We start from the raw sequence: 18,998 nt of genomic DNA on the forward strand, positions 1-18,998 counted from the left end.
TCAGTGACAACTATACGGTTGGCGGCACAATAGGCGCACGGGTTAGCTGGTAAGTTGTTCCGGCAATACCTCCACGATCTGGTATCTGATTTGCTGGATTTCCATTGCGCCGTATCGATTCAGAATCTGTTTGAAATGCTACGTCCGGTAAGTAAAGACGAAACACTCAAACGGTGGGGTTTTTACGGCGAAATAGGCTCTTTTAATGTGAAAGACTTCACTCCGAGGTTATTGACAAAGTGCCCGCGACGGAGAGAACAGGCAGATCGTAAAGACGCCGTAAATACATCCATGTAGGCTCGAGCCGCGCCATCCCTGGCGCGGACGCTTTACTCCTCTGCCTATCCTCACCGTTCAAGATCACGTCATCGGGGTTTGTCAGCAGTCTGACTCCGCTTTTGTTTCCCGAACCTGAAAAATTCCGTAATGGTGGCTTCCCCAGTGATCTTGGCAAACGATCAGCCCGTCATTCAGTCCTCATCCAAATCCTCTTGGGTAACCGTAGTCAACCGCATCAAACGTGGCTCCAACTAACGGCGCAGGTCGTCAAGGTAGGCGGATCCTACAGGCACGCAGATCAGGCTGAGCAACGTGGACGTCGCCAGGCCACCGATCACCGTAACTGCCATGGGGATACGGAATCCTGAGTCAGCACCAAAACCAATAGCCGCTGGGATCATACCCGCCACCGTAGCCACCGTAGTCATCACGATCGGCCTGGCTCGGGCTGCACCCGCAGCCATTAGGGCAGTCTGACGGTCAAGCCCGTTTTTCATGTCATTCAGGGTGAAGTCAACCAGCAGTATGGCGTTCTTGGTGACGATCCCCATCAGCATCAGCATGCCGATGATCGCCGGTAGGTCGAGTGCGGCGCCGATGAGCCACAGGGCTGGGATCGCGCCGATCAGCGACAGCGGCAAGGTACAGAGGATGGTCAACGGCTGGAGGAAATCCCGGAACAACAGCACCAGAATCGCGAATATCGCCAAGATGCCAGCACTCATGGCGATGGTGAAATTGCTAAACATCTCATCCATGTATTCGGATTCACCATAGTTGATGCGCAGCACTCCCGGTGGCAGCGCGCTGAAGCTTGGTAATGCCTCGATCGCGTTAAGTGCTTGGCCCAGTGAGCCGGATACCAGATTTGCATCAAGGGGGATACGCCGTTGTCGGTCATAGCGTTCAATGCGCGACTCACCCTCAGCGTATGTGATATCTGCCACCGCCGCGAGCGGTACGGTGTTCTCCCCGGAAAGCGTAGGCAGGCGCAGCCCACGGAGCACATCGAGATCGGAACGTGCTTCGTCACTCAGGCGCACTCGCATCGGTAGTTGCCGGTCTGCCAGCAGGTAGCGCGCCGACAGCGAGTCGATATCACCTGTGGTGGCGATGCGTAGCGCATTACCAATAGCTTCGGTATTCACCCCCTGTCGTGCTGGAGCACTAGATGTTCACTGCCGTACAGGCAGCTTAGAAACCAAGGACGTGAACGCCAGATTGGCGAGCAGAGACAGATCGTGGTAATCGGTTAATTTAAAGGATTTATCAAAAATTTTAATGCAATAGGGAGGGTCAATATATTTCACGATGCGAGGGAATACAGAATAGGTATCGGGAAGGTTTTTCACGCTATCTTATCGAATCTAGTTAATAGAGCGATTCGCAAAAATGCCTGAAAATAAGAATTTGGCTCCTCTGACTGGACTCGAACCAGTGACATACGGATTAACAGTCCGCCGTTCTACCGACTGAACTACAGAGGAATCGTGTGAACGAGGCGAATAATAGCGGGGGGCGGTGTGTTTGTCAAAGTAGAAAACCACTTAATAGGATCGTTTGTTGAGAGAGTGAGCTTATTGGCTTGTTTTTCAGCAAAATGACTGATTTTATCTGCAGTTATCTCAGAAACTATGCGGTTTTGAGGGGATGATCGGGTAGCTGTCGTTTGTCAGTGAACGAATAGGCGTGTTTATCATATTTGTTGGGCCGAATGGTGGGGATTAGGGTAAGGCAGTGCTGTCGCTATTGAGTACATAACGGGGGAAGGGGGGAGAATAGGAATCTGTTATAGCGTCACTGTCACTGACTGGCTGTTTTTAACTTGATTACCCGCATCATCAAAATAAATATAACTGACGGTAAACTTGCCTTTGAGTGAGGTGGGAGGCTGTTCAAAATAATAGGGTCGAGTGGAGAATGGGCCGGTCATCATGTCCATTGACTGTGCTATCAGGTAGTTTTTTTGTTGGCTCTGTAACTGAATCTGACCAAAAGAGACAAAATAAGGCGTAGGATTATCAGCAATTACAACGTATTGATTATCAATGTTTTTAAGTGAGAAGCGTATCTTTCTCATGGCATCAGTAGGGGGCGGGGCTAAACCGTTTGGTCGATAAAAAATCTTCATTTGCGTATTCATTGCCATGGCAACTTGTGCATGAGCATCAATGTTACTTCGTTCTCTGGGCGGTATTTCATACAAATTCAACCAATAGACAGACTCCCGGTCACTGGGAAGGCTTTCGCCTTTATTGATGATGCGTAGTGCCTGAACCGATCCTGCCTGCATTTTAAACACGGCAGGCAATACCATAAAAGGGGCCTTAGCCTGATCAGGAGTACTGTCCACATCGCCGTTATCAATCCAGGTCTGCACGACGACGGGATAATTATTAGTATTAGCCAGCATAAGCGTGCGCTCACGTAATTCAGGCTGATAAATAATGCGGGTAGATCCGGCGATCAAACCGGCCAGTGCATCATAGCTGATCGTGAATAACAGTAAAAACAGGCTCAGCAATCTCATTGTATTTTCACCAGAACGTAAGCTGTAGCGTCTATTTTCCCAGTAGTAGGCGTGCCATTAGGCAGTTTTTTTAAGGTGGCGGTGAAGTTATGGACATAATTGTTGTAACCCGCAGAGTGGCTGCCATTAACACTGGCCCCAGTGAGTATCGGGTACCAGCCCGCATCGGCGGTAGTTAGGCAGTCCTGAGTCTGTGCACATCCCCCCCAACCAACAAAATTCATGGCACTGCCATTGCTATCGCTTAGGCTGATACCCACGCCAGTAGCGATACGGCTATCAGTCCCGTAACTGTCTGAGAGCAAGTAGCTCACTCCTCCTGCCGTATTCACCAGGCCTAATCCCAATGCTTTAAGGTAGCCGGCTAACGAGGTTTGGATCCCAATGGCCGTTTGGCCACTGGATGTCCCTGATTCGGTGCCTGATTGACACTCAATATCTACTGTGATTTCAGCACTACGTGTTTGGTTATCATTGAGTTCATTCACTGTAATGATCGGGAAGACTACATAAGGCGTAACATTGCGTACCACACAGGTATTTTTACGCGTCAGGGTAGCGATAGGTGACGTGTTCATACCAAATGCCATATAGCGGCCCGTTCCCCAAGTTTGGTAATTAGTCGCCGAATCATATCCTGCTTCTGGCACCGCCATGCCAGGTCCTTTGAAAACCACATAACCATTAGGTTGATTGCAGGTATAGCCGCCTGAGTAGTTGTCTTCCGCCGGTCCAGCGCAACCCCAACTGGTCGGGCCGGGTGAGCGGTCCACCGAGCCTGTTTTTTTCAACTCTGCTCGGATTTGGCTGAAGTGTTTACCTTTTATCTGGATTTTATTGTCCAAGATGTCGTACTTTTTTAATGGAATTTCTTGCCAGATACGGGTGAATTCAACACCTGAATCGACATGAATCAGTTTCAGCGCAGTATAGGGGAAGAATGTTTGAAAATAGTTATCACCCATATGGGTATAGCCGCCAACATTGCTGTCACCATTGGTAGCAAACACTTCAAATAAGCTGTCTTTATCGGCGATGTCACATTCATAGATAACGGCTTCTGGATCTGGCCACCGATGTGCAGGCACCAAGCTGATGACGTTGGAGGCCAAAATTGAATCGATGGGCTGAATATAATTACTGGTGATATTGATATTGCCTAAATACAGTGAGGCACCGTAGTTATCCCCGCCAATATCACTCCCTTTCCAGACACATTGTGCATGACTGGGTAAGGTAAAACCGAGCAGGCATAGTGAAAATAATACGCGGATTAAACGGCAGAATACCCGCCTATTTTGATTGCATCGATAAAGCGTGGTATTTCGAGTGATAATAGGATGCATGCAGTTTTCTCTGATTTATTGCTGTACAGCGACACACAAGGCATCGAGCTTATACAGCTGTTTATCGTTATCCGTCGGCTTACCTAGGTCGTAATCTAACTGACAGCGTTCTTTGCGACTCTCTCCCCACACTAATGTGAGGGTGCCACTGAGATCTTCCGCCCGTAGATAGGCTTGGCTGGACTGCCCGACCATACCCACGATGTCATTCTTATCGTTAGTACCCTTACCGTTGTAATTATAAACCACGGTTCCCATAGGCAATTGGCTGCCATCGGGCATTTTAATAGTGATTAACGCCGGATAACCGTTGAGGGTCCGGAACGTGACTTTCACCGTAGAGCCAGCATAGGGCGCAATCTGTCGCTCTCCATCCTGCAACTCAGTATTGAAATCCATCCCATCGGGATCGAGAGAAAGTGTGTTGTAGCGATAGGGTGTCAATGTCGGAACCAATGCATAGCCGAAGCGGTCGATACGGGCCCCTTGCCCATACATTACTTTGGCACCACTGGCACCTTTCGCTTCTATCAGTGCGAAAGTGTCGCTTAGGTAAGGGCCAAGCGTCACACCGCCACGGTGAAATGCGACCGATCCACGGGCGCTGGCAGAGCCTTGCCAGTAACCGGGACTACGTGAGGCACTGCCACTCAAACTGGTGGTCGGGAGCTGTTTTTGCAAACTGCCGCTTAGGGTATTTTCGTTGGTTGGCTCGTTGCGGGCAACATCCACACTGTAGCCTGCGGTTTGGTCACTGCCCATGGTTCCCGAAAGTGAGGTTTGATAGCTGGCCCCGCTGGTTCTGCTGTTTACTGCGCCAGCCGAGACGTAAGGTGCATACGAGCTACCCCCTAGTGGGAATGAAATTGACATTTGGGCCACAGTTTCACGGGTGGCTAGTGTATTCGCACCATTTGATGCAGGCATGCCACTGCCTGGGTCAACGAAGTAAATTTCATTTGCTCCTCCGGTTTTCTGCTGTGAAATAGCCAGATTGAAGCTGGTATTGCGCCAGAAGGTGTTGGAATAACCCAGTTGTAACTGTGAATCCCTTGAACGATCATCTCGATAATCTTGTGAGGAGGCAGTCAAATATAATGAACCGTAGCGGTGAAAATTTTGGTTGAGGGATATTTCAGCCCGGCTCTGTTGCCGGTAAGTACTGGAATTCCAGCCGCTGCCATTACTGGCCGCACGCACGCCCAGTACATCGCTTAAATCACGGTAACCGTCGGTTGAATAGCGGTAACCTGCCACGGATAACGTGGTATTGGTGGGTTGAAAGGTACGACTAAAAGAGGCTTTTGCCATCCAGCCTTGCTGTTGTTCCCCATCCGGTAAACGGGCACTAGAATAGGTTGTATTCAGACCTAACGCGCCAATATAGTGGGTGAAAACGCCGCCCAGCATGATGGCCTGATAACCCGAAGCCAGCCGTATCCCTGTGTTAGCTGTGATGGCATTACTGATACCCCTTTGGTAGGTCAACTCGCTAAACGTCTCGTTATTGCCAACATCGCGAACCTGCCCGGCCGCAAAGCTATAACGTGAGTAGCCGGGGCGTAGGGATTCCGGGACAGAGGCGAATGGCACTTGAAAGGTACTTATGCTGCCATCAGCTTCATTGATTTCAACCGTCAGGTCGCCCCCAAAATTGGTGACCGATAAATCATTAAATTCAAATGCGCCCGGTGATACCGTGGTTTGGTAAATCGAACGGTTATTTTGATAAACCGTGACTCGCGCGTTAGTTCTGGCAATACCACGTACAACCGGTGCGTAGCCTCGTTGCGATTCGGGTAGCATGCGATCATCTGTTGACAGCGCGACACCTAGAAAACCAAGACTGGAGAAAAACTGGCCGGAACTGAAGGTTTCACCCAGCGTAATTTCACTACCAATAGTGGGTAGGGCACGCTGACTGTACATACGATTAGATGTCCAGTTAGCCCCCCGGCTAGCGTCATAACGTAGGGACCCTTGCTGACGAAAACGCCACATCCCTATATTGATACCGCTGTTCAGGCTCAGATAAGTTGAGTTTGTGGTGCGCTTAATACCATCTTTGTTGTAATCCACATGATATTGATTCAAGTTGTAATTACTGAAACCAATCGTATCGCCTGCAGTGAGATTTTTCGGGTCAACATAGCCACGGGGCACGTTTTTAACAAACTTCTGAGGGATGGACAGATCAAAACGCAATTTAGCGTGATCAAATCGAAAGTCACTGGCCGGAAGTATGGATTGGAAGGCCAAACATTGCGTTTTAGGATCTGCCGTTTTCAGTGCCTCTTCTTTTACACCCGCTTGTAATAATTGCGCAACAGATAGACAAGGAGCAACACTGTTATGTTTATCAACAAACATCAATTTGATGCGGTCGACAAATTTGTTGTTCATATACATATCAACTTGATACTGGCCCGCGTCGTAGCTGTTTTTTTTATTAAAACGGGCAATCGATCCTAAACCGAGTGATGAACCGCGCACTAACGCATCGTCAAATATATAGTCGTCTTGATTGCTATTATCCGCCGCTGACGAAATATGCGTGACCAGCAAGCTTTGTGTCAGCAAGCATGATAGCCAGGAAGCTATTCTCACCAGCGATCCCTGTGTCTGGTGATATATTGGATTAGCATCAGCGGTAGATTACAGATAATAATTATTAGGAATGGTGGCACCGTAATCATTAACTACGTTCAGCATCAGCAATTCCCCTTTCTTGGCTTTAATCCCAATGGGCAGGGCCAAATCAGTGGTAGAGTCGGGCGCGAACATTTCACTGGTGGCAAACGAAACAGTTTTGCCGTTACTGACAATTTTGGCATCGCGCAGACTGATGTAATAACCTGTTGGGTTATGTACTTTAATTTTGTTACCTGTCGTTGTATCTAGGGTGACGCTTATTTTTTCACCTAGCGTATCGATATTTTCCTTTAACTCTGCAGGGCGGAAAAAGACTTTTAGTCGGTTATTGACGATCAAAACCAACTTATTATCTGGCTGCGTATCGGCTTTTAATGCGGGGATCTGTAAAAAGTTAAGATAAAAAACCGATTCACGATTTTTGGGTAAATTACGCGTAATGTAAGTCAAACGGACAACTTGCCCACTGTTGGCTTCCATCCGGAATATTTGTGGTGTCAGTGCGAAAGGAACATCACTTTTCGAGGGTGAAGATTGATTATTTCCATCGTCCATCCACAATTGGACTAAATTAGGATGGTCATCTTTATTACTCAACTGTAATACTTTTTCCCGCGAGCCTTCAGGATAAATGATACGCGTCCCTGTCATGACAACACTGGCTTGTACCGATAAGGATACGCTGGTGAGCAGCAACATCGAGCAGGCGATAATTTGGCGGGCAATCAATATCATGTTACTCACTTATCCTTGTTTTCTCTGGTCCATTAAGGCCCCGTTACCGGTGGGCCGACATATTCATGAAAATGCTCAGTTGCCATGAACTGTTAGGGGTAGGTGATCGCATATTGCGCAGAGGCAATAACACTGCCTGCGGTTGCCTGGCCTTCTTCTGTTATATATTGGGCTGACAGATCCTGTGATGCCGAAGTTGCGCCGGTGGCCAGGGTAATTCCTGGAACTTCAACACTGCCACCAGACATACGAATCGGGGTGCCACGGGGATCAATTAGTTGAATGGCGACATTTCTTGCTGTGCCAATATTGCCAAGGTTTCCGCCAGACGTGACATTCATGCCCTGAAAAACAGAGCTGATTTGGGTATCTTGAATCGCAATATTGCAGCCAGTGAGATTAATCGTAAAGTTGGTCTTTCCTGCCACCGCGTTGACTTGATTAAGGTTACTGGTTGAGACAGTCGGCAGCAGAACCACCGGGGTGTTGGCGGTACCATTGATATCCACCATACAGGTCTGTTCAGCGACTTCTCCCTGGAACTTTATGGTATTGTTCGCGGTTTCCGCAAAGGCTATACCTGGCAGGATAAATAGCATCAACGGCACTAAAGTTTTTTTCATGTTATTCCCGCTTAATATGGATGTACATTTTGATAACCACGCTATTCAGCAAAATGAATACTCATTGAGAGGAATAACATGGGCCGTTATCTGTATGTTGCTAATTTTGTTTCTGGCCGGAACCAGTCTAGGGGGAAATAGTGCAGAGTAGAATGAGAGACGTCCTTGTTTTATATGAGAAATTTCCCACAATCCCTGTAGGAACTTACCCTGGTAAAAAATAGCATAATTAAAAATCTATTCTATTTCATATAATTGAACGCCTTTGAGCGTTTGATGGGATAAATTATCTTTTTATATATAGTCGGTTATCATCATTGCTGAATCAAAAAGAAACGCCAAGAATACTGGCGCTTTTAATGGGAAAGTTACAATGTAACCTTTATTGTGACGAGTCTTAAGTAGCGGCTTTAGGATATTGAGAAATTAATGTGGCTAATAACTGATTAGATTCAATAAACAATGCCAGACAATCAGCGCCATGTGCAATCGCTGCTTGTTTATTCTGTGCATGCAATTGAGATTCAAATTTTATGCAACTTGCGACCAGTTCTTGGGCATCAATCAGTTGTACGCTGCCTTTAATGCGGTGAACCAGGCTTGCCATCTGTTTATAAATATCTGCGTGAGGGGGGAGGTCACTGCCTACCGTGCCATGACTACCTTCCGTACTACCCGGTCCTCCAGTATCCCCAGTTTCCACAGTATCCCCATCTTCCACAATGTCTTCGTCTTCTATACAGAGTTGGCGATAAAGTTGCGTCAATGCGACAGCATCCTGCAAATTGCTTTCCAGCAATGATTGCAATAATTGCAATTCTACCGCAGGGTTTCCCCCCGATAATGTCCGCAGCTTATTCTGTGCCGCAGATAGCGTATTGATCGGAGAGATTATGGTTGTGCTACGGGTAGCTGGAGTGTTTTCTTGATGATTTGTATCTTTTTTACTCAGATTATTTTCATTGTCGCCGCAGTCATTATCTTCTGTGCTGTGGCTATGATTGGTATTTGCAATCTGGCTCACGATATCTTTGCGCAGTAAGGTCGCCTGTAAAGTATCGATGGCCACGGGTTTGATCATGCAGGCATTCATTCCCGCATCAATGCAGCGTGCAGCACTTTCTTCGCGGGCGTCAGCAGTGCACCCAATCACGATGAGGTCTTTTAATGCTGGATTTTGGCGAATGTGTGCCGCGAGTTCATATCCATCCATCACCGGCATGCTGCAATCGGTTATTACCACATCAAAGTTATTGTGCTGCAATATTTGGCAGGCTTTTGCCCCATTCTCGGCGGTGACTACCCGCTCGATACCTATAAAGGCCAACTGTTGTTGAAGTAACTGGCGGTTTGCTGGTAAATCATCAACGACCAGAATCCGCAGGCTTCTCAGTTGATTCAGTTGTTCATCATCCACATGTGTTATCGCTGCATCTTGGGCTAAATCATCCGCGGTCGCAATATTTAGTGGCAGTGTGATAAGCAGGCTGGTTCCTTTGCCTAATTGGCTTTCCAGCGCTATTTTTCCACCCATTTTATGAATCAATTGGTGGCAGATCCATAAACCTAAACCGGACCCACCGAAGCGTGGTGATTTACCCTCATTGGCTTGACTGAATGGCTGGAATAAGGTCGCTTGGGCGGCAGGGGAGATACCAATACCGGTATCGGTGATATCAATATTCATCACACCATGCTGCTCGTCGCTTGGTTCCCAAGTAATATCAACAGAAACACTTCCTTGCTCCGTGAACTTCAACGCATTACCTAGCAAATTGCCCATCACCTGACGTACTCGCAGCATATCGACCATTAATAACGGCGGGATATGGTCATCCAACCAGCCGGAGAAACGTAACCCGCGCTCATTGGCAATAGGTTGATAGAGCGTAAACATCCGTTCCATTTCCTGATGGAAGTCGACCGCAGTTGGATGAATACTCAACTGACCAGCTTCAATTTTAGCCGAGTCGATGATGTCATCGAGCAGTAGCATCAGCGATTGAGCAGATTTAGACACTGTCACCAGCGTATCTTTTTCGACGGGTCTGTTACTGCGAATTTCCAGCTCCAATAGCCCCATAATCGCGTACATTGGGGTGCGCAACTCATGGCTGATAGTCGCCAGGAAAGTACTCTTGGTACGGTTAGCACTTTCGGCTTCAACACGGGCCGCTTCCAATTGCCGTTCGACAGTTTTGCGCTGACTAATGTCTAGCCAGCCGCCCAACAAACCTTGTTCCGCATTATTAAGAGGAATAATCCACAGAAAAATATCCCGTATCTCACCGTTTATTTCTACGGATAAGTCAACCAGCTGTGGTTTTCTATTGAGTAATACACTGCGGCAATATTTATCAATTTCGCGATCAAGCGGGCTGGTCATAGGCCAATGTGCTGGCTCATGAGTTTGATTGAGCATGTCGTAAAGCTTATCGCTGTGCACATCAGCAAAGAGGCTGTTATAAACGGCTAACTCACCACTCGCTGTGCGAATGAATACGGCAAACGGTAATGCATTGATGATTGACTCTTGTTGCAATAAACGGGCATGCAACAATTTAGCCTGACGGCGCTTATTGAAGACCAAATAGCAGAGATATAAGCCGAAGACCAAGAGCAGCCCCGAACTTATTTTCAGTGCTATCATCAGAAATTCGTTATCCAATGAGCTGTCATCAAAACTGATAGGTTTTGGTTTAAAAGTACTCCACTCACTGGTTAAGTTATCGAGTTCTTCCGGTGGGATAGACTCAATAACTTTATCAATAATAGTTTTTAATTCTGGCAGGTCAGGGCGAATGGCAAATGCCATCATTAATGGCTCTTCACCTGCTACTGCCACTGTTTTGATATTCGGGCTGAAATTTTGTGCTGACAGGTAGTTGGCGGTCATCATGTTTTTAACTACAGCGTCAACTTTCCCTTGCTGCAGCCAACGCACCAACGTCATGGTGTCGGGGGCTTCAACAAAAGTAATTCTTTGTGCTAACAGTGGGTTACCAATAATGCTGTTGGAGGCACTGCCTGCCTGGATCCCAACCCGTTTCCCTGCCAGATCCGCGACGTTATTGATATCAATGCGGTCTTCGCGGGTCATAATCCCCCATAGCGATTGGGCTATCGAAGAGGAGTAGAGATTGTTGCCATACTGACCATTGCGTACAGCAACAATTGGTAATAAATCGACCTTGCCGGCTTTAAAACTGCGAACACCTTCACCGGTATCCTTGGTATAGACCGGATCAAACTTAATCCCGGTACGGCGGGCAATGATATCAATAAGATCGACAGAAAAACCGGCCATTTCTCCGGTCCGGCGGTCACGAAAGATCAATGGTGCTAGATCGAGTGGGGCAATATAGGTCACCACCGGATGATGTTGGATCCAACTGATTTCTTGTTCTGTCAGCAGCAATTTAGCATCGATATTGTAGTGATGCTTGCTACCAAACCAGCGTTGTTGAATATCGCCAGTAGCACGGGTGGGTAATAATTCCAGAATTTGGTTGAGGTAATCGATCAGCTTCTGATTACTTTCCCTGGCCAGGAATGAATAAGGGGCAGGGTGATAAGGTGCAAAATTTCGAATTTGCAGCGTCAACAATTGCAGTTGGTCAATTAAGTAATTTGCCGATGTTGCATTAGCTACAAAGACATCAGCATTACCATAAGCAACGGCTAGCAATCCTTGCAATTGGTTGGGGTAAGCAACAATCCGATCTGCGTGATAATTAAAGAGAAACTCGGGGGATAGTGGTTCGTTATTTACAATAGCCACGGTTTCCGGATGTGTGCGTTTGGTCGGGTCCCAATTTTTGCTACGCACTTCGACATGCCGGTTTGTGAAGAAGGCATGGGAAGCGATTAGTCCCGGCTGGGCCAACATGGGAGTGCCTGCCATTAAATCAATTTGGCCATTCTCCAACGCATTTAATACCAGCCCGTAATCGCAGTAACCGATCATCTGAAAAGAGAGTTGGCTGGCATCACTGATTATCTTCAGATAATCCGCAACTATCCCTTCAATGGCATTATCATCGCGGTTAACCACAAAAGGTGTATTGGCGTCCATGACCACCCCGACTTTAACCGTGCGTCGGCTTGATTGACGGGTATCGGTGGCAGGGGTGAGCAACAAATCTTCATTGTAGCTGTTGGCAATACTGTGGATCGTCAAGGGTTGCCCAGTATCACATCCTTGACGGCCGGTCATTACAGATGCATGAAGCTGCCCGCTAATCAGTAGCAGGCAGCAGAGTACGGTACGCAAAGAAAACCAGCTACGTAAAGAAAACCGGGTACGTAAAAGAAATGGAGTATGCAGTGAATTACACCAAATTATGGGTGTGTGCATAATCGGCTAATTCAATGACAGAGCTGAGTCCTAATTTGGTCAAAATTCGGGTTTTATAGGTACTCACAGTTTTATTGCTGATAAACATTTCGTCGGCAATCTGTTTATTTGACAGGCCATTTACCAGATAACGCAAAACGTTAATTTCCCGCTCTGATAACAAACGCGCCCTATTGACAGGATCATGGCTAGAAGGTTGCCCAGCTAATTGGGTCAAGGTTTCGGATGGGAAGAAAGAATAGCCACGTAATACGTTTTGCGCTGCAAAAAGTATTTCACTGATGTCTTTATTCTTACTGATAAACCCATTGGCACCAGCTTGTAATGCCCGCACTGCAAAAACTTGCTCATTCTTGGCTGACAGGAACAGTGATTTACCGGTAAACCCACGTTGCTGCAATTTTTTTAGCAATGAGAAACCATCAAAATTGGGAAGCTCAATATCGATAATAACCAGATCAACGGGATTATTTTTTAGTTTTTCCAATGCTTCACTGCCATCAACGGATTCACTGATCGTCGAAAACTCTTTGCTTTGTGATAGCAATGCATGGATAGCGACACGAATAGCTGGGTGGTCATCAACTATCATCACTGATTTTGTCATGTACTCTCCGTAAACCGTTATATCTTGGGATTCGCAGAGTGAACTTACTGCTCCTCGCGTGCACCAAGAGACGCTAAATGTTTACCTAAGTGAAGTAAACAAGAACCCCTACTGTCGATGCCAAAAGTACTATTTCGGTGATTCTAATCTCTAATTATAGATTATCAAGAAAAGATTCTTTCTTACCTATCTGCAACATTCACTAAAAGTGACTGCAAGTGCTTCTGCTGCTTAGTTAGTTGATAATAAACGGGTTAGGATTTTTTTTAGCTAAATAAAAATAGACATTTTAGAAAAACCGAAAAGAATAGTTAACTCATTACGCTATGAGTAAATATACCCGATTTTTCAGCGTTTAGTGTAGGAAAATTCCTCACGTTAACTTGGGTGACACAATTGTATATACATATCATATAGATAGTAATTAATTTATTAATGTGTCAATCCGGGGTAACGCGATGAAATGGATTTAATTACATTAAATAGCTTGATGTAATCTGACGATGGCGTAGCACTAAAACTCTTGGAGAGACTTTAATAGGATAGGATTATTTGCTTTATAAACGGGAAGATAACGCCAAAAATGGCGATGTTTTTAAGCTTTGTCATCACGGTTCAGTTGCTCGCTGGCCCTAATGACTGTTTCAGCTACTTGCAATAAAGTTTGCTGGCGCTGCATTGCCATTTGTTGCAGGGTTTTATGGGCTTGCTGTTCGGTCATTTGACCATGTTGCATTAAATAAGCTTCCGCAAGATATTCGGTGCGTAATCGCTTATTTTTATTTTCCAGACGTTGGCGAATTTGCTGACCCTGTAGCACCAACATCAAGGATGAAAGTAATCCAGAAGTCCGGAATGGTGTTGCCAAGACCTGTGCTGCCTCAATTTCCAGTAAGTAATCCAAAATTGTTGGGCTTTCATAGGTCACAATGGCGATTAATGGCATAGGTTGTGGCGAGCGCAGCCAAGGCTGAGGTGTGCGCACCCATTGAGGGGTGGCGGCTAACACCAGCAATTGGCACTCAGGTGGCTCGGGGGGGGGCGGCAAAAAAGCTAACCTGACAGCCTATGCGCCCCAGTTGTTGCATCAATGCCTCATCGTCACGATCAATCTGGGTGGATAACCGCAATCTGCAACCTGTGAAGGCCTTAGTAGAGAAGATAAAGTCAGGCTGGCACTGTTTTACCTCAACCATAATGGCCGCAAAATCTATCTCACTTGCATCTAGTGGTACACAAAAGCCCGACGTAAATAGTGTTTTCCTTGTGGATCCAAGCTTTCGCTCCCTTGAGTTGCAGAGGTAAACGGAAGGAATGGGCGGCTTCAAATTGGGCAACCTCATCCGCAACGGGCATATAGTATGGCCCTTGCTGTAGCCCGATCAATAGATTGAAAGGAGCGCATTCACGGGCTTGAACACGGCCATACAGTGATTATGCATTCACACCAACATATTGGAATGGCTACCTTTAAAAGTCAGATGTCTATGGCAAGTTTAATGAACATTTATGGCTAATCGCCTTCCTACAACTCGAATTATTTAGGCTATAGAACAATACACAAACGTTGGAGTTCGGCTAATAAAATTATTAATTATCCAGGCTGTTGAAATATAACTAATTTTACTAAAGGTAGTAATTAAATGATTAAGAAATTAAATGATTAAATTGCCATGCAATTATAAAAGCCGGCAATGGCAATAAAGAGAATAATACAGGTGCCTTCCAGCCGTTTATTGCGGCAAACTGGCTGACGGTCAGTGGCAATGTAGGGTGGCAGGAGGGGAGTGCTAGCTACAGTGATACTGCGACCAGGCTAGAACTTCTGATTTTCACCGAGTCTTTAGGATGGATGGCGGTACATATTACTGTGTTTGTAAGCAGCGTTTGGGGGCGCTATTTTTATCAAATTAGCAGACCCCCATATTTTTTGATACAAAAATGCCTTAATGCATATGAATTGACGTTGGGTAAATTGTTGTTGGTGCCGATTACCAGAAAATCTTGATTGTCAGCAAGTGCTGTTTGCCAAAAATACTGTTTGCCAGATAATTGGCAGAGGGGTTATCTCAAATCAGATGCATTTTTCTGGCAGCCTGCGTTAGCTCATCCCGGAAATCAGGATGTGCCAGCTCAATGATTCTCAGCGCTCGTTCAGTTGAAGAAAGTCCTTTGAGGTTAACAGCACCAAACTCGGTAACGATATAGTGGGTATCAATACGGGGTGTAGTGACTGGTCCGTCAATGCGGGGAATAATACGTGAAACGGTACCTTTCGCCGCCGTTGAAGGCGTGGCGATGATGGATCTTCCACCTTTAGAGGCGTATGCCCCTCTGACAAAGTCCAATTGCCCCCCCGAAGCGCTGTATTGGTGTCCAAGCATATATTCAGAATTACAGGCACCTGTCAGGTCAATTTGCAGGGTGGCATTAATGGACACCACGTTGTCATTCTGCGCAATGATGCGGGGATCGTTAACATAATCGACCGGCCGGCTGAAAACTGATGGGTTATTGTTAAGGTACTCGTACATTTCCTGTTGCCCCATGGCAAAAGTGAAAACAGACATGCCCCTATCCAGTGTTTTACGCTGGTTCGTCACTACCCCCCTTTGAATTAAATCGACCAACCCGGGGTTTAACACTTCAGTATGGATCCCCAGATCATTGCGCTCTTTTAGTGTCCCACAAACGAGGTTTGGGAGCGCGCCTACCCCCATCTGTAAGCAGGCACCATCAGGTACGAGGTCAGCAATGATGTGGCTGATAGATGTATATTCAGGTATTGCTGAACGTACTGGCAATTCAATCAAAGGGACATGATTTTCTACAATGGCATCAACTTCAGTAATGTGAATCGCCGCTGCCTCCCCCTGAATGCGAGGCATATACCGATTCACCTCAACGATGAATTTTCTGGCTGAACGTGCAATCCGGGATGAATAGTCATTTCCAACACCGAGGCTAAAGTAGCCATGGCAATCCATCGGAGAAACGGTGTGCATGAACGTATCAATACCAATTTCTTCGGCCAGAAGACGTGGTGCTTGATGAAAGTTGGATGGGACATAATTGACGACTTTACGCCCCCCATCCTCTATGCCACGGCGAATGAGCGCCCGCTCCACAGCAGTGACGAACATGCTATAGGGCTTGATGCGGTTATTTAGCTCATAGCGCAGGATACTATCACCGGCAATTTTGGCCGTTTCATAGTAGTAAACTCGTAGATCGCCAACATCCCCCTTTGCAGCCCTGTCTGCCAGCGCATTCAGCAGCGCTGGTGGCTCAGCAGCAAACATCCCCATAGAGAGGTGACTGCCGGATGCAATAGAGGACACTGCCTCCTCAGGCGTGGTGAGTTTCTCGTCATACAATGCACGTATATCCATGATATAACCCTCTCTGTTTTTCTCAGTATCCTGCCACTTCTTCTGGTGAGTGACCGCGGCGATAAACCAGCATCGTGCGTTCGAAGCTCATCACCTCTATGCCATCTTGATTGATGCCACGGGTCTGCACTGTGACGATCCCCTGACCTGGGCGGCTATTTGACAGGCGTTTATGAAGTACCGTACTTTCGGCATAAAGCGTGTCACCGGCGAACACCGGATGGGTTGCTTTCACCTTGTCCCATCCAAGATTGGCCACGACTTTGGCACTGACTGTACGCACACTCATCCCGGTCAACAGCGCTAAGGTGAACGTTGAATCAACCAGTAGTTTCTTCCATTCGGTTTTGCTGGCATAAGCTGCGTCGAAATGAACCTGCTGTACATTGAGTGTCAGTAGGGTGAACCACACGTTATCGGCATCTAAAACGGTACGTCCGGGCCGGTGCTCAAAAACATCTCCGGGGGTGAAGTCCTCCCAGTAGAGGCCTGAAATCTCGCGGTAGCGGCAATCGCCAACTGTTTTATAAGCAGACAATAAAGAATCCATAGCAATTCCCTCCATCAGCTACAGTGAAGTGTAAAATACCGTTAAATCAATAGATAAGTGATATCAGTCAGAGAAACCTGCTCGGGTAAGTACCCGGCGGGCCTGACGCGCAACAGCCTCATCGATCATCATTCCGTTGACGGTCCCTACACCTTTGGTATTCTCGGCGAGCACTGATCGGGCATGGTGTATCTCTGCTACAGTGGGTGTAAATATTGTATTGATTGTGTTGATTTGTGCGGGATGAATGGCAGCTTTTGCAGAAAAGCCGAAATCAGATGCGCGAAGGGTCTCAGACTGTAGGCCTGAAATATCGTGGACATCAAAAAAAGGGGCATCAATAGCGGGAATGCCATTCAGCGCACAGGCGGATACTATCCGGGCACGCGCCAGCGCTAGCGGTTCCCAGGTGGGGGCTGCGCCAATATCGGCGGCCATATCCGCAGCACCAAATATCAATCCGGCCAGTTTGGGGGTGGCAGCAGCAATAGACTCAACAGCGTTGAGGCCACGTGCGGATTCAATGATGCCGATAAGGCGTGTATCAGAACCTGCGAACATCATTAGGCGATCCAGAATCTGCAAATGAGCCGCGGACTCCGTTTTGGGAAGGATTAGGTAATCGGGAAGTGCGCCACATTCGAGCAAGGCACGAATATCCTCAATACCGGCACGAGTATCCAGTCCATTGATCCGTAGTGCCAGCGGTAGTGATGTAGCAGGACGTGAAGAGAGATAAGAGATGGCTTTTCGTCGGGCTTGCTCCTTATCCGCCTGAGAGACCGAATCTTCAAGATCGATGATGGCGACATCTGCACCGTTTTTAGCTGCTTTAGCAAAGCGATCCGAGCGAGTGGCTGGCGTAAAGAGCCAACTGCGGGTTTGGTAAGTATCAAGATTAGACATGCTGTTCTTCCTCCAACTCCGCTTAGTCTATGGTCGCTGTTATCATTTATCCAATATATTATACTGTTGTGTTCAATTTCTTTTGGATATGAAGATGGAATTACGTCATATACGCTATTTTCTGGCTGTTGCTGAAGAACGACATTTCACCCGCGCTGCCGCCCGGCTAGGAATAGGGCAGCCTCCTCTCAGTCAGCAAATTAAGGATCTGGAGAGGGAACTCGGTGCGTTATTGTTCCGGCGGGTTTCTTATGGCGCGGAATTAACTGAGGCAGGTATTGCATTTCTGGATGTTGTCAAAGAGATACCTGTGATGGCAGAAAGAGCGACCCAAGCTGCGCAACGTGCTGTCAGGGGAGAACTCGGCGTACTCAGAGTTGGCTTTACTGCGTCAGCAGCCTTTAACAGCGCAGTGCCTACGGCGATCCGTGCCTTTAGACGTGCATATCCTGATGTACGATTACAGCTAGAAGAAGATAACACGACTCGACTGGCTGATGGATTGAATGAAGGATCGCTGGATGTCGCTTTCCTGAGGCCAGGCTTTGCTGGCAGCGAACGTTTCCACCTCAGGATGCTATCTGAAGAGCCGATGATGATTGTCATGGCGGAGAATCACCCGGCGGCATCGTATGAAAAGATTTCGCTCAGCACATTCAGGGATGAAACTTTCCTGCTATTTCCACGAGAGATTGGTCTGACGCTTTACGATTCAGTGATTGAGTCATGCCGTAATGCGGGTTTTGAGCCTACTATTGGCCAACTGGCACCACAAATCGCTTCGGTCATTAATCTCGTTGCGGCAGAAATGGGCGTTTCAATCGTTCCGGCCTCCATGAGTCAAGTGAAAGTTATTGGGGTTGTATATCGACACATTGCTGACCAGACGCCGACAGCAAAGCTGGCGTTGGCGTACCGGCGAGGGGATACATCGCCGGCATTAAGAAACTTTGTCCTGAAAGTGTTTCCTTGAATTTTCTCCGTAGGTTAAGGCGACTCAATAGTTTAAAACGACCCAATA

At 47.1% G+C, this 18,998-nt stretch carries 13 protein-coding genes and 1 tRNA gene; 1 reads left to right on the forward strand and 13 read right to left on the reverse strand.

Annotation, left to right across the window (positions count from 1 at the left end):
* Nucleotides 1-530: 530 nt before the first annotated feature.
* The 13 genes from AC971_RS12345 to ripC form a co-directional block, all read right to left on the reverse strand.
* Nucleotides 531-1,427 carry an efflux RND transporter permease subunit gene (locus tag AC971_RS12345; RefSeq protein WP_025383664.1) on the reverse strand — a complete coding sequence of 299 codons (897 nt, stop codon included), beginning with the start codon at nt 1,425-1,427 and terminating at the stop codon, nt 531-533.
* A 263-nt stretch (nt 1,428-1,690) separates the two neighbouring features.
* Nucleotides 1,691-1,766: transfer RNA gene (locus tag AC971_RS12350), tRNA-Asn, on the reverse strand.
* A 302-nt stretch (nt 1,767-2,068) separates the two neighbouring features.
* Nucleotides 2,069-2,809, reverse strand: coding sequence for a fimbrial biogenesis chaperone (locus AC971_RS12355; protein WP_025383665.1), 741 nt, complete (start codon nt 2,807-2,809; stop codon nt 2,069-2,071).
* Nucleotides 2,806-4,083, reverse strand: a complete 1,278-nt coding sequence (locus AC971_RS12360; RefSeq protein ID WP_025383666.1) for a fimbrial protein — start codon at nt 4,081-4,083, stop codon at nt 2,806-2,808. Before AC971_RS12360 ends, AC971_RS12355 begins: the two co-directional genes overlap by 4 nt.
* Nucleotides 4,084-4,170: 87 nt before the next feature.
* Nucleotides 4,171-6,735, reverse strand: coding sequence for a fimbria/pilus outer membrane usher protein (locus AC971_RS12365; protein WP_025383667.1), 2,565 nt, complete (start codon nt 6,733-6,735; stop codon nt 4,171-4,173).
* A gap of 75 nt (nt 6,736-6,810) precedes the next feature.
* Complete coding sequence (locus AC971_RS12370) at nt 6,811-7,542, reverse strand: fimbrial biogenesis chaperone (protein WP_025383668.1); 732 nt, start codon at nt 7,540-7,542, stop codon at nt 6,811-6,813.
* A 92-nt stretch (nt 7,543-7,634) separates the two neighbouring features.
* On the reverse strand, nt 7,635-8,165 hold the full coding sequence (locus AC971_RS12375; protein ID WP_025383669.1) for a fimbrial protein: 531 nt from the start codon (nt 8,163-8,165) through the stop codon (nt 7,635-7,637).
* Nucleotides 8,166-8,562: 397 nt separating this feature from the next.
* Nucleotides 8,563-12,381: an ATP-binding protein gene (locus AC971_RS12380; protein WP_038402223.1), complete on the reverse strand. Its 3,819-nt coding sequence runs from the start codon at nt 12,379-12,381 to the stop codon at nt 8,563-8,565.
* Nucleotides 12,382-12,496: 115 nt separating this feature from the next.
* Nucleotides 12,497-13,129 (reverse strand): response regulator transcription factor, encoded by a 633-nt coding sequence (locus AC971_RS12385; RefSeq protein ID WP_002212073.1) that lies wholly within the window; start codon nt 13,127-13,129, stop codon nt 12,497-12,499.
* Nucleotides 13,130-13,724: 595 nt separating this feature from the next.
* Nucleotides 13,725-14,177, reverse strand: coding sequence for an ANTAR domain-containing response regulator (locus tag AC971_RS12390; protein ID WP_038402225.1), 453 nt, complete (start codon nt 14,175-14,177; stop codon nt 13,725-13,727).
* Between the two features lie 1,021 nt (nt 14,178-15,198).
* The gene (gene ripA / locus AC971_RS12395) at nt 15,199-16,521 is read right to left on the reverse strand and encodes an itaconate CoA-transferase RipA/Ict (RefSeq protein ID WP_025383671.1); all 1,323 of its coding nucleotides are present in this window, start codon (nt 16,519-16,521) and stop codon (nt 15,199-15,201) included.
* 22 nt (nt 16,522-16,543) lie between these two features.
* Nucleotides 16,544-17,071: a (R)-specific enoyl-CoA hydratase RipB/Ich gene (ripB, locus tag AC971_RS12400; protein WP_025383672.1), complete on the reverse strand. Its 528-nt coding sequence runs from the start codon at nt 17,069-17,071 to the stop codon at nt 16,544-16,546.
* A 63-nt stretch (nt 17,072-17,134) separates the two neighbouring features.
* Nucleotides 17,135-17,977, reverse strand: coding sequence for an itaconate degradation C-C-lyase RipC (ripC, locus tag AC971_RS12405; RefSeq protein ID WP_025383673.1), 843 nt, complete (start codon nt 17,975-17,977; stop codon nt 17,135-17,137).
* Nucleotides 17,978-18,071: 94 nt separating this feature from the next.
* Here ripC and ripR point away from each other — a divergent pair, with 94 nt between their 5' ends.
* A complete protein-coding gene (gene ripR, locus AC971_RS12410) occupies nt 18,072-18,950 on the forward strand; it encodes an itaconate degradation transcriptional regulator RipR (protein WP_025383674.1) in 879 nt (292 codons plus the stop codon).
* Nucleotides 18,951-18,998 lie beyond the last annotated feature (48 nt).

Origin of the sequence: Yersinia similis (assembly GCF_001053095.1) — a bacterium.
Lineage (GTDB): Bacteria > Pseudomonadota > Gammaproteobacteria > Enterobacterales > Enterobacteriaceae > Yersinia > Yersinia similis.

Excerpts from the sequence above, each read along its gene's own strand:
- AC971_RS12355 (WP_025383665.1), bottom strand. The coding sequence starts at position 2,809 with ATGAGATTGCTGAGCCTGTTTTTACTGTTATTCACGATCAGCTATGAT.
- AC971_RS12370 (WP_025383668.1), bottom strand. The coding sequence starts at position 7,542 with ATGATATTGATTGCCCGCCAAATTATCGCCTGCTCGATGTTGCTGCTC.
- AC971_RS12375 (WP_025383669.1), bottom strand. The coding sequence starts at position 8,165 with ATGAAAAAAACTTTAGTGCCGTTGATGCTATTTATCCTGCCAGGTATA.
- AC971_RS12380 (WP_038402223.1), bottom strand. The coding sequence starts at position 12,381 with ATGACCGGCCGTCAAGGATGTGATACTGGGCAACCCTTGACGATCCAC.
- AC971_RS12385 (WP_002212073.1), bottom strand. The coding sequence starts at position 13,129 with ATGACAAAATCAGTGATGATAGTTGATGACCACCCAGCTATTCGTGTC.
- ripA (WP_025383671.1), bottom strand. The coding sequence starts at position 16,521 with ATGGATATACGTGCATTGTATGACGAGAAACTCACCACGCCTGAGGAG.
- ripB (WP_025383672.1), bottom strand. The coding sequence starts at position 17,071 with ATGGATTCTTTATTGTCTGCTTATAAAACAGTTGGCGATTGCCGCTAC.
- ripC (WP_025383673.1), bottom strand. The coding sequence starts at position 17,977 with ATGTCTAATCTTGATACTTACCAAACCCGCAGTTGGCTCTTTACGCCA.
- ripR (WP_025383674.1), top strand. The coding sequence starts at position 18,072 with ATGGAATTACGTCATATACGCTATTTTCTGGCTGTTGCTGAAGAACGA.